Genomic DNA, 19,460 nt, shown 5'->3' with positions numbered 1-19,460 from the left:
TCAGAGGTCGGCGCCGGAGTCGGCGTCCAGCAGATGGTCAATGCCGGTGCGGCCGGCGGTGGCGGGGCGCTCTCGGGGGCGGGCCGGACCGGAGGACACGTCGGCCACGCACTGACCATTGAAGTCGCAGACCATCACCCGCAGGGCGAAGTCCTGGTCGTAGCGGTCCGGGGCCAGCAGGGTGTCGATGGCGGCCTGGGCCAGCGCATGGTGGAAGGCATCGCCCAGGCCCCGCTCCACCATCAGCTCGGCGCCGAAGCGGGCGGTCTCGGCGGCGGCGATTGCCTGGCAGTCCTCCTCGGAGGCGCCGATGCGACGGGCGATCTCGGCCACCAGGTCGGTGTCCACCACATTGCGGTTGGCATGGGTGATGGTCTCGCCCTGGGCGATCTTGGTGAGCTTGCCCACCATCACCGCCAGCACCACGAGGCCAATGCCCTGGGCCACCACTTCATCCAGCGCGTAGCGCAGGAAGTCGCCCATCTGCACGAAGCAGGCCTGCGGCAGTTCCGGCCGCTCCGCGCGCAGGGCGGCAATGGCAAAGCTCTCGGTCCGGCCGCCGGTGGTCAGCGCCACCAGGCCGTGGCCGACGGTGGCCGCCACCTGGATGCTCTGCACCACGCTGGCCCGCCAGGCGGCGGTGGAATAGGGCCGCACGATGCCGGTGGTGCCAAGGATGCTGATGCCGCCCAGGATGCCCAGCCGCGCATTGGTGGTCTTGCGGGCCATCTCCTGGCCGCCCGGCACGCTGATGGTCACGGCCACGCCGTGCTGCGCCAGCAACTGCGGCGCGGCTTCGCGCAGGTTGTCCGCGATGTTGCGGCGAGGCACCGGATTGATGGCCGGCCCGCCGACCTCCAGGCCCAGCCCCGGCATGGTGACCATGCCCACGCCGTCGCCGGCATGGAAGGTCACTTCCTGCGCGCGACCGGGCAGCAGCTGAAGGTCGACGGTGAGATGGGCGCCGTCGGTGCAGTCCGGATCGTCCCCGGCAAACTTGATGACCATGGCATGGGCTGAGTCGCCTTCACAGCGGCCGTCATGCACGTCGAACCACACGCGGTCGCCGTTGGGCAGCAGGCTTTCGATGCGATCGGGCACCGGCCCCCCGGCCAGGCCCAGCACCGCCGCCCGGGCCGCCGCGGCCGCGCAGGCGCCCGTGGTGAAGCCGGTGCGGGTGCCGCGGGGCGCCGCCGGTTGCGAGTCCTTCATGCACGCGGCTCCGCAGCCGGCGTCTCGCCCTGGCGCTGATGCGCTTCGGCCAGCGCCAGCAGCGCATGCAGGGCGGCCACCACCAGGGTGGAGCCGCCTTTGCGGCCGCGGATGACGATCCATGGCACCTGCTGCACCTCGGCCATGAGGTCCTTGGATTCGGCGGCCGACACAAAGCCCACCGGCATGCCCACCACCAGGGCCGGGCGGACGCCTTCCTCACGGATCAGCCGCACCAGCTCGATCAGGGCGGTCGGCGCATTGCCGATGCCCACGATGGCACCGTCCAGCAGGCCGTGCCGATGCGCCTTGCGCATCGCCTGCACGGCGCGGGTGGTGTCCTGCGCCTGGGCAGCGGCAATGACGTCGTCATCGCTGATGAACTGCCACGGCTTCATGCCGAAGTGATTCAGCCGTGGGCGCGACAGTCCGGAGCAGATCATCTCCACATCCGCCACGATCGGCGTGCCGCCGCGCAGCATGGCGGCCACGCCGGCATGCACCGCTTCGGGATGGAAGTCGGTGAGGCCGTTGAAGTCGAAGTCGGCATTCGCATGGATCATGCGGCGCACGATGGCCCATTGCGACGGCGTGTAGGCATGGGGGCCGGCTTCGGCGTCAATGATGGAGAAGCTGTCGTGTTCGATCGCCTGGCCGGCGCGCGTCAGCTGTTCGGTGACGGTGTTGACGGTGCTCATGCGGTCGGATGCGGGTGAGGATGCGGGTGGCCATGGGCGTGCGAGTGCCCGTGGTCGTGATCGTGGTGGTTGTGGTGCTCGTGATGCCCGTGGTGATCGTGCGAGTGGCCGTCGGCCTGCCCCTGAGGGGTGCCGCCCAACGTGCCTGCCGGATGCACCTGGATGGCATGCGTGTGCTCATGCGAATGGCCATGTCCGGCGTCGTGCGCCAGCTCACGGTAGGTGCAGCCGTCGCAGGGCAGGCGGCTGTCCGGCACGCGGGCGTCCAGGTCCAGCGCGCGCTGCGTCATCAGCTCGAAGATCTCCGGCTCGAATCCGAAGTGCCCCGTGCAGTGGAAACGCAGCTGCGGATACTGCAGGCGCAGATGGTCCACCTGGCGGTGGATGCGCTGCATCAGCGTGCCGGTGTAGAGGTAGTAGGGCAGCACCACGATCTGCGTCATGCCCAGCAGCGCCTGCCGCTGCACCACCCGCTCCAGCCGCGGCCAGGTGATGCCGGTGAAGGCCAGGTCCACCAGTTCATGGTCGCCCGATTCCAGCAGCCAGCGCGCCATCTTGGCCATGTCGCCGTTGGCGCCTCGATCGGAAGAGCCGCGGCCCAGCAGCACCACGCCGGTGGTGGTTGGGTCCGGCATGTCCAGGGCCTGCATGGCCTTGCGCAGGCGGCGGCGCAGCACGGCCAGCACCGGGTCGCAGGCGGTCAGGTGCGGGGCCAGCAGGATCTCGGTGTGCGGATAGGCCAGGCGGGCCTGCTCGATGGCCTCGGGCACTTCCATCTTCACGTGCCCCGCGGCGTTCAGGATCAGCGGCACCACCAGCACCCGCTGGGAACTGCGAGCGGCGTCCAGCAGCCCCGGGTTCAGCCCAGGCGAGGCGAATTCAATGAAGCAGACGTCGATGCGCCAGCTCGGCTGGCGCTGGCGCCACTGGTCGGCAAAGGCCAGGATCTCCTGGTTGCCGGAATCCTCCCGGGAGCCGTGCCCCACAATCAGAATGGTGTCGGTGCTGCTGATCATGCGGTGGCCTTTCGGAATCGATGGGTGAAAGTGGGGTCGTAGAGCTTGGAGCGCACCAGCGTCTCCCAGTGACGCGAGCCCAGCGTGGGGCTCGCAACGATCATGGCCTGGCTGACCACGCCGGCCTCGCGGCAGCGCTGCTTGATGTCAGCCAGCGTGCCGCGCAGGATCTGTTCTTCGCCGGGCCAGCTGGCCTTGTGCACCACCAGCATCGGCGCATCCTCCGGCCAGCCCGCTTCGCGCAGCGCAGCTTCGACCTTGTGCAGCAGCGTGATGGACAGGAAGATGCACAGCGTGCTGCGATGGGCCGCCAGCGAGGCCAGGTCCTCGCCATCCGGCATCGGTGTGCGGCCGGCCACGCGTGTGAGGATCACCGTCTGCGTGACCTCGGGCAGCGTCATCGATTCACCGGCGGCCGCCATGGACGCCATGGCCGAGGACACGCCAGGCACCACGCGCCACGGCACCCCGGCGGCGTCCAGCGGACGGGCCATCTCGATGAGGGCGCCATACAGCGACGGGTCGCCGGTCTGCAGTCGCACCACGGTGCCGTGGGTGCGGGCACGCGTGACCAGCCAGTCGGTCATCTCCTCCAGGGTCATGTCCTTGGAGTCGCGGATCTCGCAGCCGGCGGGCGCATAGTCGGTCGCGGCCCGGTCCACCAGCGAGCCGGCGAACAGGACCGCGCCGGCCTGGGCCAGTAGCCTCTGGCCTTTGACGGTGATGAGTTCGGGGTCGCCGGGGCCCGCCCCGACGAACCAGACCGTGCCGGGCAGGTCAGGCGTCATGTCAGGCGTCATGGATCACACTTTCTTGAGAAGCCGGGAGCGTGCGCGCACGCAGCACTGCCAGCAGGCGTTCGATGGAGCGGGGCACCGGCACCGCGGCAAGCAGGCCCTGGCGGACCAGTTCGGCATGCAGGGCCATGACCTGGGGCGGCGTCTGGCCGACGGCCTGCCAGGCCGAGGGCTGGGTCAGCAGTGCCGCCACCGGCTGCGACAGCTGGCACCGGCCCTGGGCCATCACGTGGATCTCGTCCGCCCAGTCCGCAGCGAAATCCGGGTCGTGGGTGGACACCAGCACGGTGACGCCCTCGGCCACCAGCGCGTCCAGCAGCCGCTGCAAGTCCTGTTGCATCGGCAGGTCCAGGCCGGCCATCGGCTCATCGAGCACCAGCAGTTGCGGGCGCATGGCCAGCACGCCGGCCAGGCACACCCGTTTCTTCTGGCCGAAGCTGAGGTGGTGCACCGGGGCGCGGGCATGGTCCTGCAGGCCGACCGCCCGCAGGGCCTGTGCGACGCGGTTGCGCACCTCCGTCTCGGGCAGGCCGAGGTTGAGCGGGCCGAAGGACACATCCTCCTCCACATGCGCGGAGAACAGCTGGCGGTCCGGATTCTGGAAGACCAGGCCCACCTGCTGCCGCAGGGCCCGCAGGCCGGCGCGGTTGTGCACGACCGTCTCGCCCTTCCAGCGCAGCACGCCGGTCTCGGGCTGCAGCAGGCCGTTGAGATGCTGCATCAGCGTGGTCTTGCCAGCGCCGTTGGCGCCCAGCAGGGCATTGCGGCTGCCGGGACGCAGGGCGAGGTGGCAGTCGCGCAGGCCGTGGCTGCCATCGGGATAGCGGTAGGAGGCGCCGCGCAGTTCGATGAGCGGGATCATGCGGGGCCTCCGGCCAGGACGGTGGCCACGAGCATGACCCCGGCCAGCGCCGCCATCAGGTGGTGGCGCGGCGAGCGGTCGAATTGCGGCGTCAGGAAGCGCAGCTCGCCGGTGTCGTTGCGGGCATCGGCCGCGGCCTGCAGCGCACTGGCCCGGGCCCACACCTGCACGGCCATGCAGCTGATGAGGGCGGCCATGGACCGCAGGGCTTGCCGGCGTCCGACATATCCCAGCCGGGCGCGCTGGGCGGTGGTGCCGTCGGACCAGGCCTCGCCCAGCACGGCCTGCATGCGATAGGCCAGAGCCATCAGGTCCAGCAGCAGGGCCGGCACCCGCAGGCGACGCAGCAGGCCCAGCAGGTCGCCCAGCGGCGTGGTGAGCACCAGCAGCAGCAGGGCGGTGCAAAGCGCCGCGGCGCGGGTCACCGTCATCATCACCGGGGGAAGCAGTTCCGGCGCCAGGCGCCAGCCGGCCGGGCCGTGGTCGCCGGGCGTGATCGTCACCAGCATGGTCAGGCAGGACAGCGCCAGAAAGCCCAAGGGCGCGCGCAGCACCCGCAGGTAGTCGCGCCAGGGCGTTCGTGCCACCGCCACGGTGATGGCGGCCAGCAGCAGCGCGAGCGCGCAGGCGCCCAGCGGTGTGGCGGTCAACCAGGCGGCCGCCATGGCGCAGGCGCAGAACAGGGCCTTGGCCGATGGCGCAATGCGCCGCCACGGGCTGGCGTAGGCCAGACGTTCAAGGGTCACGATGGGCGATCAGGGTCAGCACCAGCACCAGCATCAGCATCAGCATCAGCACGTGCGCGGGCTTTCGACAGACCCAGCCAATACCCGATCACCCCCGCACCCACCGCTGCCTGCAAGGCAAACAGCAGCGAAGCGATCTCGTTGCTGGACGGCTCCAGCACCGGGCTGAACCAGGGTTTGTAGTCTGGCGCGATGCGGGTGATGGCGTCCTGCGCGCGGCTGTCGGCGCCCTGGAAGAGCTCCCCGGCCGTCCCCTGCTCATCGACCGGGCCGTGCCCGACCCACACCAGCGGAACAGTGGTCAGCGCCACCACGGCCGCCCACAGCAGCCATGTGCTCACGCGGCTCTTGAGGTCGCGACTCATGGCGCCGCCTTTCGCAGCAGCGCCAGCACCGGCATGCGCTGCAACTCACGCGCATTGAACTGCGCCATGGCATTGACCACCAGCACCGTGAGCAGCCCTTCCGTGATGGCCAGCGGCAGCTGCGTCAGCGCAAAGATGCCGGCGAATTTTTCGAAGGACAGCAGCACCCCGCCGACCGGGTCCGGAAAGGCCAGCGCCAGTTGCAGCGAGGTGGTGACATAGGTCGCCAGGTCGCCCAGGCAGGCCGCCAGGAATACCGCGGGACTGCGGCCCAGGCCCAGCAGGCAGGCCAGCCGGAAGACGCCGTATGCAACGAACGGCCCGACGATGGCCATGGAAAACACATTGGCGCCCAGCGTCGTCAGCCCGCCATGCGCCAGCAGCAGCGCCTGGAACAGCAGCACCACGAAGCCCACCGGCACCATGGCCGCCGGCCCGAACAGCAAGGCACCCAGGCCCACCCCGGTGGGATGGGAACAACTGCCGGTGACCGACGGCAGCTTCAGCGCCGACAGCAAAAAGGCGAATGCCGCACTGACGCCCAGCAGCATGCGATGGTCCGGATGCGCGCGCAGCCGCCGGCCGGCCGAAGCCAGGCCCCAGGCCAGAAAGGGTGCGGACGCCACCGTCCACGCCAGCGCATGCTTGAAAGGCAGGAAGCCCTCCATGATGTGCATTCGATACCTCCCGTCGAATGGTTCAAATCCGACACCAGTCAACGGGGATACGGCGGCAACATCGGCAGCCCGCCGGGCTGCGCAGGGGCAGGGCGGGTCCGACAGCGGCTTCCCTCGCCCCGGGGAATGGTGCTGACATCTGCCATCGGGCCGGTATTCTGGCTCGCCGTCATCCTCTCCTGCGCCTTCCCGTGAGATTCACAGTGGCTGGTGGCAGGGTCGTCTGGCTTACAGCAGCGGGGGCTGCACCGGACTGGCGGCCGGATCGTTCGATCCGCCCGCGTCACCGGTTTCCCGTTTAACGCGCATTCCGGCAGGAAGGCGCGCACCCAAGGCGAGGCGGATGTTAACCGCTCCGCGGCGCCCGTGGAAACCGCGTGTGCGGTTCCCTCTTCGGTATCAGCCCGCCACGCGGAACTGCTCCGTCACCGCCGGGCCTTCCATGGCCGGGTCGGACACCGACGGCAGGCCGGTTTCGATGTGGCCGGCAAAGCGGCGCAGGAAGTCCGCCTGGCCGCCCACCCGCACCGACACGTCGTACCAGTGGGCGCTGGCCGCCACCGGAATGCGCAGCACGCTGTTGCTGCGGGCCGGCACATTGACGGTCTGCGCGGGCACCTGCCGGTATTTGTTGTGGACCAGGGTGAAGCTGGCGGCCACCGGCCCGGTGTTGGTCAGCGTGAGCACCAATTCACCGGTGGCCGCTTCGGAGCGGGCCACCACATCCGGATTGGGCTGGCCGGCGGCTGCGGCGCGGCGGGCATTGCCGGCCAGATGGCGATGGAAGCCATTGGGGCCGATGATCCACAGGTCGTAGGCGCCGCTGGCTGCGGGCGTGAAGCTGCCGGTGAGTTGCTTGCCGGCCTCCACCGTGTAGCGGCGCGGCAGCTCGGCCAGGCGCAGCCGGTCGTAGACGTGGAACACGGCGGCCGCGCGGCCGGTGTTCTCAAAGCTGATCGACACGGTGCTGGCCCCGAGCACGCTGGCCGGCGTGATGCGGGCGCTGGCCTGCAGGTCATAGGGCAGCGGACGAGCGGGCCGCACGCCCGCGGTCTGGCGCGGCGCTGCCACGCTGCCGGGAACCACCGGGGTGGTGGTGCCGGGCAGGGCGCGCGCCCGGTTGGCCAGGGCAATGGTGCTGGGCAGGCGCGAGAAGAACTCGCTGTCCTCCGGGTCGGCGAAGTTGAAGCAGGAGGTCAGGTCTCCAGCCACGGCACGGCGCCAGGCGCTGATGTTGGGTTCCATCACCCCGAAGCGGGCTTCCACGAAACGCAGCACCGAGGTGTGGTCCGCCACCTGCGAATTCACCCAGCCGCCCTTGCTCCACGGAGACACCACATACATCGGCACGCGCGGGCCCATGCCGTAGGGGCGGTGCAGGTAGGTCGGGGACGAGCCGTTCAGGATCTCGTGATATTCACCGGTCGTGTCCACGGTGGAAGCGCCGGCCAGCACGGCGCGGCTCTTGTCGGCCTCCCAGGTGACATAGGACGGCGCGGCGGGCGGCGGCATGTGGTCGAAGAAGCCGTCGTTCTCGTCGAAGTTGATGAACAGGACGGTCTTGCTCCAGACCTCCGGATTGGCGGTGAGCGCCTCCAGCACCTTGGCGGTGTAGTCCGCGCCCTGGGCGGGGCTGGAAGGGCCCGGATGCTCCGAGCCTTCCGCCGTGGCCACGATCCAGGACACCTGCGGCAGCCGGTTGTTCAGCACGTCGTCGCGCAGCAGGTCCAGGTCGCGGGTGGAGATGCCGCGGTCCTTCAGCGCCTGCGAATACCCGGGCCGCTGATACCAGCCATCCCGATAGGCCTTGAAGCCGGCCAGCGGGTTGTCGGTGAAGTTGTCGTTCATGTTCTGGTAGACCTGCCAGCGAATGCCGGCGGCCTGCAGACGCTCCGGATAGGTGGTCCAGGTGTAGTCGTCCGCCGGGTTCTCGTTGAACCAGTCATGGCTGTTGTCGGTGGACGGGCCATTGCCCCGGCGCAGCGGGTCGTTGGTGCCAGACCAGAGGAACAGGCGGTTGGTGTTGGTGCCGGTCTGGGTGGCGCAGTGGTAGGCGTCGCACAGGGTGAAGGCATTGGCCAGCGCGTACTGGAAGGGCAGGTCGGTGGACGCGTAGTGGCCCATCGAATGGTTCTGCTTGGCGCGCGGCCAGGCATTCATGCGGCCCTGGTCCCAGGCGGCCTGGGCATCGGACCAGGAGTGCGGCGTGCCGCTGACCCGCATCACCGAGAAGTTCTGCGTGGTGTTGAGATGGAAGGGCGCAATGGCCGGCACCGCCGTGCCTGCCACCGTGGGCTGTGTCCACACCGTCTTGCCGACGATGCCGGCGGCGGCTTGGTCCGCCACCGGAATCGGGAACGGATCGGCAAAGCCGCGCACGCCGTTGAGCGTGCCGAAGTAATGGTCGAAGGAGCGGTTTTCCTGCGTCAGGATGACGATGTGCTCGACGTCCTGGATCGTGCCGGTGCGGCGCGCGGCGGGAATCGACAAGGCACGGGCAATGGCCGGCGGGAAGCTGGCCAGTGCGGCCGTGGCGCCGGCCGTGCCGGCCATGGCGCGCAGGAAGCGGCGACGGTCGGTGGGGCTGTCCTGGGCGGGCGTGGCGGCGTTGTCGTGGGAGTCGTGGCTGTGGCTCATGAGGGGCTCCTGGCGGTCAGACGGGACGACGGCGGCGGGCGACAAAGGCCACCAGGCCGAGGCCGGCCAGGGTGAGGGCGGCCTTGCCGGGTTCCGGAACGGCCGACGCAAAGGTGAGGTCGTCCATCACGAAGTTGGCGGGGTCGTTGCTGCGGAAGACGATGCGGTCGACCAGCCCGGCATAGTTCGAGGCCAGGAACACCGGGGAATCGCTCAGGTTCAGCGTGGCCGTGCTGGCCACCCGCGTGTTGCCGCTGTAGAGATCGATGCTGACCGACACGCCGTCATACCCGGCGAACCAGGCGCCGGTGAAGCTGCTGGCGGTGGTGAAGCGAATGGCGCTGGAATCGGCACTGCCGTCCCAGCCCAGGGTGGCGCGACGGTCGCCGGAATGCGCAGCAAAGGGCGCCTGTTCACCGGCGTACTGGAACCAGCTGCTGCCGGACCAATCCAGGCCGCCGTAATTCAGCGGCACATATCCGTCCGTGCCCAGGTCATCGAAGCTCAGCACGGTGGCAGACACGGACGCGGACGCAGTGAAAAGGGCCAGCGCCAGCGGCAGGGCCAGCAAGGGGAGGGGACAACGCATGGAAGCAACTCCTGAAGATCGGTGCGTGGAGCGATTGGCCAGACCAACCGCGCGGTGACGCCGCATCTTCAGGAGCGCGTTTGACAGTCGGGTGAATGGCGTGTGTCAACGTGCGGTGGGCGCCGCAGTGCGGGGTGGCTGTCCCATGAAACGGGTTGGTTACGTCGGCGTCGTTTCGCTGTCATGCAATGGCGCGGGGCTTTGAGCAATGCATGGCGGATGTGGCATTGCTTACCAATGGAGACGAAACAAGCCTTTGCAGGGACACAATGTGACGAAGTGGTAAAGCGCTTTCAGGGACGATTGCGGGCTCATTCCTGCCATTCCCGGCTCTCCTGAGATTGCGATCCCTGCCATGAAATGCCCTCGTCCGCCGCTGACGTCCAGCCTTGCCGCCCTGCTGGCGGCCGCGTCCATGACCGCATGCGGCGGCGGAGCGGACAAGGATGGGGGGACCGCCACTCCGAGTGCACCGCCGCCGTCCGCGGCGCCCGCACCGGGGCCGGGAGCCAGTCCTAGCCCGAGCCCGAGCCCGTCGCCGGCTCCTGCACCGGCGCCATCGCCATCGCCATCACCTTCTCCGTCGCCCTCGCCGTCACCTGCGCCCTCACCGGCCCCGGCGCCTGGCCCCGCCCCGACGCCTGCTCCTTCACCGGCACCAGCCCCCGCGCCGACGCCTGCCCCTTCGCCCGCACCGTCCCCCGCGCCCTCGCCCGCACCGGCCGGTGACCTCTCCGTCCCCGCGACCGGCGCCTTCGCCTTGCCCTTCACCGTGGCGACGGACGGCCGCATCCTGGATGCCCAGGGCGCGGTGGTCTCTCTGCGCGGCGTCAACTGGTTTGGCGCCGAAACCCCGGACCTCGTGGTGCACGGCCTGTGGACGCGCAATTACAAAGACATGATCACGCAGATGAAGTCGCTGGGCTTTAATGCCGTGCGTCTGCCTTTCTGCCCCACGACGGTCCGCTCTACCGGGCGTCCCAGCGGTGCGCTCAACACCAGCCTCAATCCCGACCTGGCCAACAAGACGCCGCTGCAGGTGCTGGACCGCATCGTTGCCGAACTGGCCACCAATGGCTTCTACGTGCTGCTGGACCACCACCGGCCGGACTGCAATGCGATTTCCACCACGCCGCAGATCAGCGGCTATTCACTCGACCAATGGGTGGCCGATCTGCAATTCGTGGCGGACCGCTACAAGAATGTGCCCAATGTCTTTGCCATTGACCTGAAGAATGAGCCGCACAGCATTGGCGGCAGTGGCGCGCTGTGGGGCACGGGTGACATCAACAACGACTGGAAGCTGGCGGCCGAGAAGGCCGGCAGCGCGGTGCTGGCCACCAACAGCCGGCTGCTGGTGTTTGTCGAAGGCGTCTCCGACAACGGCGGCCGCTGCGAGAACCCCGATGCCCACTGGTGGGGCGGCAATATCGAGCCGGTGAGCTGCTACCCCATCGACAGCACCAAGATCCCGCGCAACAAGCTGGTGCTGTCGCCGCATATCTACGGTCCGTCCGTGAGCAATCAGCCGTATTTCAATGACGGCACGGCATTCCCGAACAACATGCCGGCCATCTGGCAGAACCAGCTGGGCCGTTTCATGGGCCAGTATGCGGTGGTGCTGGGCGAATTCGGTGGCAAGTTTGCCGACAAGGACCGCCAATGGCAGGTGAAGTTCGTCGATTGGCTCAAGTGCAAGGGCGTGCGCAACTTCTTCTACTGGTCCTGGAATCCGAACTCAGGGGACACCGGCGGTATCCTGCAGGACGACTGGCAGACGGTCTCTCAGGACAAGTACAACAACCTCAAGCGTCTGTGGGACGGCTCGGCGACCGACAGCAGCGTCTGCCAGTGATCGCAGTGGACGGTAAAGGGTGAGCCGGGCCTGCGGGGCTGCGGTTCACCCCTGCAGCAACGCACCACAGCCGTCCGCCTCCGGCGCGTGGCACACCACGCAGAGCTTGTTGCCGTCCAGGTCCCTGAAATAGGCGCCATAGTAGTGGGCGTGGTATTCGGGGCGCAGTCCGGGGGCGCCTTCATCGCGCCCGCCGCTGCCCAGGGCCAGCGCATACGCGGCATCCACCTGATCGCGGGTGGGCACCTGGAAGGCCACCATGGCGCCGTTGCCCGCCGTGGCCGGCTCGCCATTGATCGGGCTGCCGATGATGAACAGCGGCCGCAGCCCCGGGGAAGACTCCCAGCCCGCCCACGGACGACTCAGGTCCGAGAAGCGCTGACGCGCGCCGATCAGCCCCATCAGGGGATCGTAGAACGCCTTGGCTCGCGCGAAATCGGTGACGCCGACGAAGACGTGAGAGAACATGACCGCTCCATTCATTGCAACCGGCGACAGCAGCTTACTCCAGCTGTTCATCCTGCGGCCAAAGTTCTCTTACCATTTATTGCGCGGCATTAACCGGTGCTTGAGCACACTGACTGCTCTTCCAGTCAATGAGGCCTCGTCATCATGCGCGCTCTTCCCCGTCGTTTCCTGCTCCGCAGCAGTCTGGTCGCTCTGGCCTTTGGTGCCATGGCACCGGCGCACGCGGCCTTGACGGTCAGTGTGGCCCAGGACGTCTGGTCCGGCGGCTTTTGCTCCCACGTGACGGTGCGCAATCCCGGCTCGAGTGTCAGTGGCGCATGGACCCTGCAATTCGAGCTTCCCAATGGCCAGATCAACAACAGCTGGAATGGCCAGTTCACCCGCAGTGGCACCAGCTATTCGGTCAAGGGCGTGAGCTGGAATTCTCCGGCGGCTGCAGGACAGAGCTTTGAAGTGGGCTTCTGTGGCACGGGCACGGCGCCGGCCAATGCCAGCTTCCGGATCAGCGAAGCGGGTGCACCGTCGCCAGCGCCTTCGCCTGCTCCAGCACCTTCGCCCGCACCGGCACCTTCGCCGGCGCCTGCGCCTGCGCCCACCCCGGCGCCCGCGCCATCCCCAGCGCCATCCCCAGCGCCCGCACCATCCCCTGCGCCGGCCCCATCCCCCGCGCCTGCGCCTGCCCCCGGCGGCGACCTCTCCGTCCCCGCCACCGGTCAGTTCGCCTTGCCCTTCACCGTCTCCAATGACGGGCGCATCCTCGACGCCAAGGGCGCCACGGTCTCCCTGCGCGGCGTGAACTGGTTCGGCTTCGAGACGCCGGACCTGGTCGCCCACGGCCTGTGGCAGCGCAATTACAAGGACATGATCACGCAGATGAAGACGCTGGGCTTTAACGCCGTGCGCCTGCCTTTCTGCCCCACGACCCTCCGGTCCACCGGCCGCCCCAGCGGCGCGCTGAACACCAGCGTCAATCCGGACCTGGCCAACAAGACGCCGCTGCAGGTGATGGACCGCGTGGTGGCCGAATTCGCCACGCAGGGCTTTTATGTGCTGCTGGACCATCACCGTCCGGACTGCAATGCCATCTCCATGACACCGCAGATTCCCGGCTATTCCCTGGACCAGTGGGTGGCCGACCTGCAGTTCGTGGCGGACCGCTACAAGAATGTCCCCAATGTCTTTGCCATTGACCTGAAGAATGAGCCGCACAGCATTGGCGGCAGTGGCGCGCTGTGGGGCACCGGTGACATCAACAATGACTGGAAGCTGGCCGCAGAGAAGGCCGGCAGCGCGGTGCTGGCCAGCAACAGCCGCGTGTTGGTCTTCGTGGAAGGTGTCTCCGACAACAGCGGCCGCTGCGAGAACCCCGATGCGCACTGGTGGGGCGGCAATATCGAGCCCTTCAGCTGCTATCCCATCGACAGCACCAAGATCCCGCGCAACAAGCTGGTGCTGTCGCCGCACATCTACGGTCCGTCGGTGAGCAACCAGCCGTATTTCAATGACGGCACCGGTTTCCCCAACAACCTGCCGGCCATCTGGCAGAACCAGCTGGGTCGCTTCATGGGCCAGAACGCGGTGGTGCTGGGTGAATTCGGCGGCCGCTTCACCGACAAGGACCGTCAGTGGCAGGTGAAGTTCGTCGATTGGCTCAAGTGCAAGGGCGTGCGCAACTTCTTCTACTGGTCCTGGAACCCGAATTCGGGCGATACCGGCGGCATCCTGCAAGACGACTGGCAGTCGGTGTCGCAGGACAAGTACAACAACCTCAAGCGCCTGTGGGACGGATCGGCGGTGGACGCCAACGTCTGCAAGTGAGCGGGCGAACCCTGCCTGCCGCCCGTCAGCGGTCTATTAGCGGCCTCTCAGCGGCCGCCAGGGCGGCGCAGGTAGTACAGATCGAACTCACCTTCGTGGGTGAGTTCAAACCCATGGCGCTGGTAGAACCGGTTGGAGTCGCTCTGTTTCAGGGCGCCCAGCCGGATGCTGGCGCCTTCTTCATCCGCCTGTCTGCACAGCCGGGCCAGTACCGTCCCGCCAATGCCGCGGTTCTGCGCGGACGGATGCAGGTAGAGGTGGTCCAGATGCAGGCCCTGCGGGTCCCGTCGCAGCACCACAAAGCCCACACGCTGGCCGTCCGCTTCGATGACGAAAGTCTGCGCCGGATCGAAGCCGGACAGGAAACGCTCCCGGGCACGCACCGGGTCGAAACGGCCAATCCGCTCCAGGCTCTGCTGCATGGCGTGGACCCGCAGCGTGGCCAGGTCCTCCCCATCCGCAACGGTGGTGGGCGTCAAGGCGATCTCGGGGGTCAAGGAAGGTCGGTCCATCGGTGTGCATGAAATGCATCTGGCAGGCGAGAATCATCTCTCAAATGTCGAGTAGGGCCCTCGGTGAGCCCTGTGAATGCCTGCTGCGTTGACCGATGATCGCCTGATGCCAGTGTTCAAGCCGATGCTGCCAAGCCTGCTGCCAAGCCTTGTGCCACGCCTTTTGCTGGGCGTCCTGCTGGCCCTTCTGCTTGCAGCCGCTGCCACTGCACATGCCGCGCCAGACCGGCTGCAGGTGCGAGTCCATGCCAGTGGTCCTTATGACCTGAGCGAGCGCTATGTGCGCGAGCTGATCGCCCTGGCGCTGGAGAAGGGCTCGCCCCCGGGCACCGAGCTTCAGATCGACACCACCGAGCCGATGACCAAGACAAGGGCCATCACGATGCTCAAGGAAGGGCAACGGCCCGGCTTTGTGCTCAACATCGCCGGGCAGGTGGACGACGCGCGGCTGCAGCGCATTCCGGTGCCGACGTTTCTGGGTGCCTCGGACTACCGGATCTGTTTCGGACGCGTGGCGTTGAAGGAGGAGGCCAGTCGCATCCGCTCCTTGCGCGACCTGCAGGGCTACACCTTTGCCCATGGCCAGGGCTGGGCCGACACCCCGGTGCTCCGGGCCAACGCGCTGCGCGTGATCGAGGTGCAGCGCATCGATTCCATCTTCCGCATGATGAGCCTGGGCCGGGTGGACCTGTTCTGCCGCAACCTGCTGGAGGTGTTGCCGGAGCTGTCGATGGCGCCACCGGATGTGGCGGTGCTGGACGGCTTCCTCCTGAAGTATGCGGCGCCGCATTACCTCTATGTCCACCAGCAGGACCGCGCGCTCGCCGGCGTACTCCAGGCCGGCCTGACCAGCGCCCTGAAAGACGGGTCCGCCCAGGCGCTGCTGCTGCGCCATCTCAAGCCGTCACAGCAGCGCTTCAACCTTAAGAGCCGGCGGGTGATTGCGCTGGAGGGCGGAGTGGACTACTCGCACGACGGGTTGCCCAGGCTGGAGTTTCTGCCTTGAGCGGCCCCCGGCCGTGCCTTGATCGTGCCCAGACCGTGCCTTGATCGTGCCGGTCCGAGCCCGCCTGTTTCAGCGCCCTCCGCCCGTCTGAGGCAAGGCTTTCAACACCTTCACGATGTCGTAGCAGGCCCCCATGGTGTGATAGTCCACCTTGCCGGCAGGACTCTTCTCGTCGCTGAGCTTGCGGTTCTGGCGGTCCAGAATGCGCCACCAGGCGCCGTGTTCATGGTCCACGAAGTGGGTCCAGCTGTAGGCCCACAGGCGCTCATACCAGTCCCAATAGACGCGGTCGCCGGTGCGCGCGGCCAGCATGCTGGCCGCGGCCATGCTTTCCGCCTGCACCCAGAAGTACTTGTCCGCATCACACACGGTCAGGTCGGGCGCCAGTGAGTAGCACAGGCCGCCGTACTCCGCATCCCAGCCGCGTCGCACCGCCACCTGGAACAGCTTCGACGCGGTGGGCAGGATCCAGCTCACATCCTGGCCCAGCGCCGGCCCATGCGATTCGAGCTGCAGCAGCAGCTTGGTCCACTCGGTGAAGTGACCGGGCTGATAGCCCCAGGGGCGGAACAGGTTGGCCGGGTCATGCTTGTTGAACATCCAGTCCGGCTGCCAGTGGGCGTTGTAGTGCTCCCAGATCAGGCCTCCGCATCGCTCCGCCTGGCGCCGCGTGATGTGGCTGGCGATCAATGCGGCGCGCTGCAGATAGCGGTCTTCCTTGGTGGCGTCGAAGGCGGCCAGCATCGCCTCGCAGGCATGCATGTTGGCGTTCTGCCCGCGATAGGGAGAGAGCTGCTGCCAGTCGGCGCTGGCCTCGTCGGCATACAGGCCGCTCTCGGGCTGAAAGAAGCGTCGCTCCATCAGCTCGAAGGTCTCCGCCAGCCAGGGGCGCGCCTCTTCCACGCCGGCCATGACGGCATGCGCATAGGCCAGCAGCACAAAGGCCATGCCGTAGGCGTGGCGCGTGCCGTCCAGCACGGTGGCGCGGCCCTGGCGCCAGTCCAGCAGCCAGGTGTAGCCGCCTTGGACCGCATCGAAATGGGCCTCGCGCAGGAAGCGCACGCCATGCCTCACGGCGGCCTGATGGGCGGGATCTCCGAAGTGCCGCCAGGCCATGGCGTAGGTGAAGACAAACCGGGTGCTGCTGACCAGATGACGCTGATGCGCGTCGTAGACGGTGCCGTCGTCCTTGAAGAAGTGGAAGAAGCCCCCGCTGGGATCGATGCAGCGCGGGTGATAGAAGGCCATGGTGTGCCGCACATGCGCCAGCAGCACCTCGGGGTCGTGGAAGTCAGGCAGATGGGACATGGTGGGGCGGGTCCTGGTCAGAGGGCTTGAAGAAGCGTGGAGGTTGAAGGGCGGCGCGTCGGCGCGGGTCAATCCGGGCTGGAGCTGTCTCGCACCACCAGCTCCACCGGCAGCACCCGCTCCTGCGGTGGGCCGTCGGGAGGGCTGGTGAGCAGCATCTCCAGGCCCTGGGCGCCCAGGGCCTCCTTGTCCACCCGCACCGTGCTCAGCGGCGGATGGGCGCGGGCGGCGGCGGGGATGTCGTCGAAGCCGATCAGAGCCACGTCCTGAGGCATGCGCAGGCCCTGGCCCAGCAGGTGCTGCTGGGCCACCAGCGCAGCGCTGTCATTGAAGCAGACGATCGCATCGGGCCGGCGCCGCCTGCCGAGCAGCTCGCGCAGGGCCGCGGTCACGCCGGCATCGCCATCGCCCAGATGCGCCGCCACCACTTCCAGGTCGGGATCGGCCTGGATGCCGGCTTCAAACAGCGCGCGCCGGTAGCCCAGCGCCCGTTGCTGCAGGCTGTAATGCGCGGGCGAGCCGCTGATGACCGCGATCTGGCGCCGACCGCTGCGCAACAGGTGGCTGGTGGCCTGGAAGCTGCCGTGCTGGTGGTCCGGATTGACCGAGGCAATGCCGTGCCGGTGCATGTCCACCAGCACCATCGGCTTGCCGGTGCGGCGCAGGCTGTCCAGGATCTCCGGCTCGAAGTAGCCGGCGCAGAGGTAGGCATCGAGCTGCTGCACCCGGGCCTGGTCGATGACCCGGTCGGTAGGGCCGGCGACGATGAAGGACAGCGTCAGCCCCTCGCGTCGGCAGACCGATTCCGCGCCGTGCAGCACCGAGGAGAAGAAGGGGCTGGACGCCAGCGTGTTGTGCTGGCTGTGCAGCAGGAAGCCCACGCGCCGGATGCGGTGGCGGCGCAGCTGCGACAGGTCGTAGCCCAGCCGGGCGGCCCAGTCCTGCACGATCTGCCGGGTGGCGTCGGACAGGCCACCCTGATTGCGCAGCCCGCGCGATACCGTGCCGATGGACAGGCCGGACGCCTTGGCAATATCGCGGATGGTGACGGAGCTCATGGGTGGCGCCGATTTTTCAGGGCGCGTGAGGCGCCGGTCAATCGAAGCCGCTGATTCTCGCGCCTTGTTTAGTGCTGTTTACAAAACAGGCGCGGGGGCGTGAGCCGCAGCCCGCGCCGCCAGCTCGGCGGCCTTGTCTTCGATGGCCTGCCACAGCTTGGCGCTCACATCGGTGGCGCCGGCCAGACCGGCGCGCCCCGCATAGTCCACCAGCATGTCGCAGGTCACCCGGTCCTGGGCCGGCGGGCAGACGAATCGGTAGAGATTGCCCGAGCTGGTCTTGGCAATGCGCGCCACCCGGTCCACACCGCTGAGCGAGGAGGTGATGCGCACGGTGCCGGGGCCCAGTTCACTGGCGATGTGAAGCTTGCCCATCGGGGAGCGGAACGCACGCCACGGGCCCAGCACCACCATCGGGGCGGGTTCACTCAGGGGGGCGTCGCTTTCGTTGTCGGACATGGTGCGGACCAGGGCGTGCGGTCAGGCGCACCAGAGCTGGAAGTCTAGCGAGCCCGCTGGAAAAGGGGTTATTCAGGGCTTCCCTAAGTTCTCGGATCGCCCAGGGAACGCGTTCGGAAAAGACGCGTGATCAAGCGGTGATCAACCGGTGTAGCGCGCGCTGAGCCGCGTGTAGACCGGCTTGCCCTTGCGCAGCTCCACCGTGTAGGTGTGCTTGGAGTTCATGCGCATCAGGGTGCGGCCTCCGACACCGGCTTCCTCCACCACGTCGGCGCTGAAGTCGGCGGTCTTGCCGTTCGGGGCGATGGTCATCGACTGGATGTTCATGTGCACGCTCACCGACAGGCCGGTTCCCTCGGACTGGGCGAACGACTCCCGCAGGTAGTCGCACCACTGCGCCTTGCTGAAGGTGCGGATGTCCGAGCCGGAGAACTTGAAGACGACCAGACGAATGTCGGCGTCTTCGGCGATCTGGTCGCACAGCACGGTGGCATTGCGATTTGCCGAGGCATTCAGGCCGGTGTTGATCATGTCCTGCACCATCTCCTCGTTGAGCTTGGTCGGCTTGCAGCCGGTGCTCAGGGCGGTGACGAGCAGCGCAGTCGCGATCGCGCCGGCGGGGCGCAGCGTTGTCCAGGCCAGGTGTGGCATGTTCCAGATCCTCCCGTTGCTCGGCACATGGGCGCTCGTGCGGCTGGGACGTGACCGACGTCCGGACATGCCGCTGGAGCGCTCCGCATCGTGGCGGACGTGCCTTTTTTGTTGGTGAAGCCGGCATTTTGCCTGTTTTCGGCGCTTTTTCAGGCCGGCAGCCACAGCTCCAGTTCGTCGTCGCCAAGGCGGTCGCGCTGTCCGGTGGGGGTCCAGCCCAACCGCCGGTAGAAGCCGAAGGAGCGATGCGCGGGATTGGAGGAGCAGCCCAGGAACAGACGGCGATGACCCAGAGACGCGAGATGCGCGACGGTGCGGTCCAGCAACTGTCGCCCCAGTCCGCGGCCTTCATGCGCCGGCAGCAGGGCCAGCACGACGATCTCACCGGTGACGGCATCGCCGAAGCAGTAGCCGGCCATCGTGTCGTGAACCACGGCAATGAAGCCGGGCAGTTCACCGCTGCGCACCTGCGCCGACCAGGACGCCTCGGTGATGCCCAGTTCCGCCAGCCGGGCCGCGGACACCGCGTTCTCGCGAGTGCGGCCACGCAGGTCGATGCAGGCGGCAATGTCGCTGGGCAGGGCGGGGCGCAGGACCGTTGGCACAGCAGTGGCATTGGCAGCGGCAGTGGGCTTGGGATTCATGTCATGTCGGGACCGTGGAGCGGGGGTGGGCACCAGTGGCGCACGTGTCAGCGCCTTTACCTGCCCCCAACACGCGTGAAGG

The 19,460-nt window shown here is 67.9% G+C and carries 20 protein-coding genes and 1 riboswitch; of the genes, 3 read left to right on the top strand and 17 right to left on the bottom strand.

Going from position 1 to position 19,460, the window contains the following annotated elements:
• The 10 genes from DES44_RS16045 to DES44_RS16000 form a co-directional block, all read right to left on the bottom strand.
• The gene (locus tag DES44_RS16045; protein ID WP_058933739.1) at window positions 1-1,212 is read right to left on the bottom strand and encodes a cobalt-precorrin-5B (C(1))-methyltransferase; all 1,212 of its coding nucleotides are present in this window, start codon (window positions 1,210-1,212) and stop codon (window positions 1-3) included.
• On the bottom strand, window positions 1,209-1,910 hold the full coding sequence (locus DES44_RS16040; RefSeq protein WP_058933740.1) for a precorrin-8X methylmutase: 702 nt from the start codon (window positions 1,908-1,910) through the stop codon (window positions 1,209-1,211). The genes DES44_RS16045 and DES44_RS16040 overlap by 4 nt, the downstream gene beginning before the upstream one ends.
• Complete coding sequence (locus tag DES44_RS16035) at window positions 1,907-2,926, bottom strand: sirohydrochlorin chelatase (protein WP_058933741.1); 1,020 nt, start codon at window positions 2,924-2,926, stop codon at window positions 1,907-1,909. Before DES44_RS16035 ends, DES44_RS16040 begins: the two co-directional genes overlap by 4 nt.
• The gene (gene cobM / locus DES44_RS16030) at window positions 2,923-3,726 is read right to left on the bottom strand and encodes a precorrin-4 C(11)-methyltransferase (protein WP_232309917.1); all 804 of its coding nucleotides are present in this window, start codon (window positions 3,724-3,726) and stop codon (window positions 2,923-2,925) included. The genes DES44_RS16035 and cobM overlap by 4 nt, the downstream gene beginning before the upstream one ends.
• Window positions 3,716-4,585, bottom strand: coding sequence for an energy-coupling factor ABC transporter ATP-binding protein (locus DES44_RS16025; protein WP_058933743.1), 870 nt, complete (start codon window positions 4,583-4,585; stop codon window positions 3,716-3,718). The genes cobM and DES44_RS16025 overlap by 11 nt, the downstream gene beginning before the upstream one ends.
• The gene (locus DES44_RS16020; RefSeq protein ID WP_058933744.1) at window positions 4,582-5,331 is read right to left on the bottom strand and encodes a CbiQ family ECF transporter T component; all 750 of its coding nucleotides are present in this window, start codon (window positions 5,329-5,331) and stop codon (window positions 4,582-4,584) included. Before DES44_RS16020 ends, DES44_RS16025 begins: the two co-directional genes overlap by 4 nt.
• Window positions 5,328-5,696, bottom strand: a complete 369-nt coding sequence (locus DES44_RS16015; protein ID WP_058933745.1) for an energy-coupling factor ABC transporter substrate-binding protein — start codon at window positions 5,694-5,696, stop codon at window positions 5,328-5,330. The genes DES44_RS16020 and DES44_RS16015 overlap by 4 nt, the downstream gene beginning before the upstream one ends.
• Entirely contained in the window at window positions 5,693-6,373 is a 681-nt protein-coding gene (locus DES44_RS16010) for an energy-coupling factor ABC transporter permease (RefSeq protein WP_058933746.1), read from the bottom strand. The genes DES44_RS16015 and DES44_RS16010 overlap by 4 nt, the downstream gene beginning before the upstream one ends.
• Window positions 6,374-6,504: 131 nt before the next feature.
• Window positions 6,505-6,721: riboswitch (cobalamin riboswitch) on the bottom strand.
• A 51-nt stretch (window positions 6,722-6,772) separates the two neighbouring features.
• Entirely contained in the window at window positions 6,773-9,010 is a 2,238-nt protein-coding gene (locus DES44_RS16005) for a phosphocholine-specific phospholipase C (protein ID WP_083525304.1), read from the bottom strand.
• 16 nt (window positions 9,011-9,026) lie between these two features.
• Window positions 9,027-9,599, bottom strand: a complete 573-nt coding sequence (locus tag DES44_RS16000; protein WP_170156685.1) for a PEP-CTERM sorting domain-containing protein — start codon at window positions 9,597-9,599, stop codon at window positions 9,027-9,029.
• Between the two features lie 760 nt (window positions 9,600-10,359).
• On the opposite strand from DES44_RS16000, the gene DES44_RS15990 reads away from it, so the two are divergent.
• Window positions 10,360-11,454, top strand: coding sequence for a glycoside hydrolase family 5 protein (locus DES44_RS15990; RefSeq protein WP_058933749.1), 1,095 nt, complete (start codon window positions 10,360-10,362; stop codon window positions 11,452-11,454).
• 45 nt (window positions 11,455-11,499) lie between these two features.
• Here the strand turns inward: DES44_RS15990 and DES44_RS15985 are convergent, their stop codons facing one another.
• Window positions 11,500-11,922: a VOC family protein gene (locus DES44_RS15985; protein ID WP_058933750.1), complete on the bottom strand. Its 423-nt coding sequence runs from the start codon at window positions 11,920-11,922 to the stop codon at window positions 11,500-11,502.
• A gap of 144 nt (window positions 11,923-12,066) precedes the next feature.
• Between DES44_RS15985 and DES44_RS15980 the strand changes: the two genes are divergently transcribed.
• Window positions 12,067-13,740 (top strand): cellulase family glycosylhydrolase, encoded by a 1,674-nt coding sequence (locus tag DES44_RS15980; RefSeq protein WP_083525305.1) that lies wholly within the window; start codon window positions 12,067-12,069, stop codon window positions 13,738-13,740.
• Between the two features lie 47 nt (window positions 13,741-13,787).
• Here the strand turns inward: DES44_RS15980 and DES44_RS15975 are convergent, their stop codons facing one another.
• Window positions 13,788-14,237, bottom strand: a complete 450-nt coding sequence (locus DES44_RS15975) for a GNAT family N-acetyltransferase (RefSeq protein WP_233441653.1) — start codon at window positions 14,235-14,237, stop codon at window positions 13,788-13,790.
• 91 nt (window positions 14,238-14,328) lie between these two features.
• On the opposite strand from DES44_RS15975, the gene DES44_RS15970 reads away from it, so the two are divergent.
• Complete coding sequence (locus tag DES44_RS15970; RefSeq protein WP_116001663.1) at window positions 14,329-15,258, top strand: substrate-binding periplasmic protein; 930 nt, start codon at window positions 14,329-14,331, stop codon at window positions 15,256-15,258.
• Window positions 15,259-15,327: 69 nt separating this feature from the next.
• Here the strand turns inward: DES44_RS15970 and DES44_RS15965 are convergent, their stop codons facing one another.
• The 5 genes from DES44_RS15965 to DES44_RS15945 all read right to left on the bottom strand — a co-directional run bounded on the left by DES44_RS15965 (window position 15,328) and on the right by DES44_RS15945 (window position 19,378).
• Window positions 15,328-16,566 carry an AGE family epimerase/isomerase gene (locus DES44_RS15965; RefSeq protein WP_058933754.1) on the bottom strand — a complete coding sequence of 413 codons (1,239 nt, stop codon included), beginning with the start codon at window positions 16,564-16,566 and terminating at the stop codon, window positions 15,328-15,330.
• A 68-nt stretch (window positions 16,567-16,634) separates the two neighbouring features.
• Window positions 16,635-17,624: a LacI family DNA-binding transcriptional regulator gene (locus DES44_RS15960; RefSeq protein WP_058933755.1), complete on the bottom strand. Its 990-nt coding sequence runs from the start codon at window positions 17,622-17,624 to the stop codon at window positions 16,635-16,637.
• Between the two features lie 78 nt (window positions 17,625-17,702).
• On the bottom strand, window positions 17,703-18,083 hold the full coding sequence (locus DES44_RS15955; RefSeq protein ID WP_058933756.1) for a hypothetical protein: 381 nt from the start codon (window positions 18,081-18,083) through the stop codon (window positions 17,703-17,705).
• 141 nt (window positions 18,084-18,224) lie between these two features.
• Window positions 18,225-18,734 (bottom strand): hypothetical protein, encoded by a 510-nt coding sequence (locus DES44_RS15950; RefSeq protein ID WP_058933757.1) that lies wholly within the window; start codon window positions 18,732-18,734, stop codon window positions 18,225-18,227.
• 149 nt (window positions 18,735-18,883) lie between these two features.
• Entirely contained in the window at window positions 18,884-19,378 is a 495-nt protein-coding gene (locus tag DES44_RS15945; protein ID WP_198164890.1) for a GNAT family N-acetyltransferase, read from the bottom strand.
• Window positions 19,379-19,460: the final 82 nt, after the last annotated feature.

The sequence above is a fragment of the Roseateles depolymerans genome, assembly GCF_003387155.1.
GTDB lineage: Bacteria > Pseudomonadota > Gammaproteobacteria > Burkholderiales > Burkholderiaceae_C > Roseateles > Roseateles depolymerans.
Note: the sequence above shows the minus strand (reverse complement) of the source record. Positions and strands in the feature narration are given on the sequence as shown.

What these genes read in the sequence shown, in the direction of transcription:
- DES44_RS16000 (WP_170156685.1), bottom strand. Translation starts at nt 9,599, where the DNA reads ATGCGTTGTCCCCTCCCCTTGCTGGCCCTGCCGCTGGCGCTGGCCCTT.
- DES44_RS15970 (WP_116001663.1), top strand. Translation starts at nt 14,329, where the DNA reads ATGCCTGCTGCGTTGACCGATGATCGCCTGATGCCAGTGTTCAAGCCG.
- cobM (WP_232309917.1), bottom strand. Translation starts at nt 3,726, where the DNA reads ATGACGCCTGACATGACGCCTGACCTGCCCGGCACGGTCTGGTTCGTC.
- DES44_RS16015 (WP_058933745.1), bottom strand. Translation starts at nt 5,696, where the DNA reads ATGAGTCGCGACCTCAAGAGCCGCGTGAGCACATGGCTGCTGTGGGCG.
- DES44_RS16010 (WP_058933746.1), bottom strand. Translation starts at nt 6,373, where the DNA reads ATGCACATCATGGAGGGCTTCCTGCCTTTCAAGCATGCGCTGGCGTGG.
- DES44_RS16040 (WP_058933740.1), bottom strand. Translation starts at nt 1,910, where the DNA reads ATGAGCACCGTCAACACCGTCACCGAACAGCTGACGCGCGCCGGCCAG.
- DES44_RS15985 (WP_058933750.1), bottom strand. Translation starts at nt 11,922, where the DNA reads ATGTTCTCTCACGTCTTCGTCGGCGTCACCGATTTCGCGCGAGCCAAG.
- DES44_RS15950 (WP_058933757.1), bottom strand. Translation starts at nt 18,734, where the DNA reads ATGCCACACCTGGCCTGGACAACGCTGCGCCCCGCCGGCGCGATCGCG.
- DES44_RS15945 (WP_198164890.1), bottom strand. Translation starts at nt 19,378, where the DNA reads ATGAATCCCAAGCCCACTGCCGCTGCCAATGCCACTGCTGTGCCAACG.
- DES44_RS15960 (WP_058933755.1), bottom strand. Translation starts at nt 17,624, where the DNA reads ATGAGCTCCGTCACCATCCGCGATATTGCCAAGGCGTCCGGCCTGTCC.
- DES44_RS15955 (WP_058933756.1), bottom strand. Translation starts at nt 18,083, where the DNA reads ATGTCCGACAACGAAAGCGACGCCCCCCTGAGTGAACCCGCCCCGATG.
- DES44_RS15965 (WP_058933754.1), bottom strand. Translation starts at nt 16,566, where the DNA reads ATGTCCCATCTGCCTGACTTCCACGACCCCGAGGTGCTGCTGGCGCAT.
- DES44_RS15980 (WP_083525305.1), top strand. Translation starts at nt 12,067, where the DNA reads ATGCGCGCTCTTCCCCGTCGTTTCCTGCTCCGCAGCAGTCTGGTCGCT.
- DES44_RS16045 (WP_058933739.1), bottom strand. Translation starts at nt 1,212, where the DNA reads ATGAAGGACTCGCAACCGGCGGCGCCCCGCGGCACCCGCACCGGCTTC.
- DES44_RS16035 (WP_058933741.1), bottom strand. Translation starts at nt 2,926, where the DNA reads ATGATCAGCAGCACCGACACCATTCTGATTGTGGGGCACGGCTCCCGG.
- DES44_RS16025 (WP_058933743.1), bottom strand. Translation starts at nt 4,585, where the DNA reads ATGATCCCGCTCATCGAACTGCGCGGCGCCTCCTACCGCTATCCCGAT.
- DES44_RS16005 (WP_083525304.1), bottom strand. Translation starts at nt 9,010, where the DNA reads ATGAGCCACAGCCACGACTCCCACGACAACGCCGCCACGCCCGCCCAG.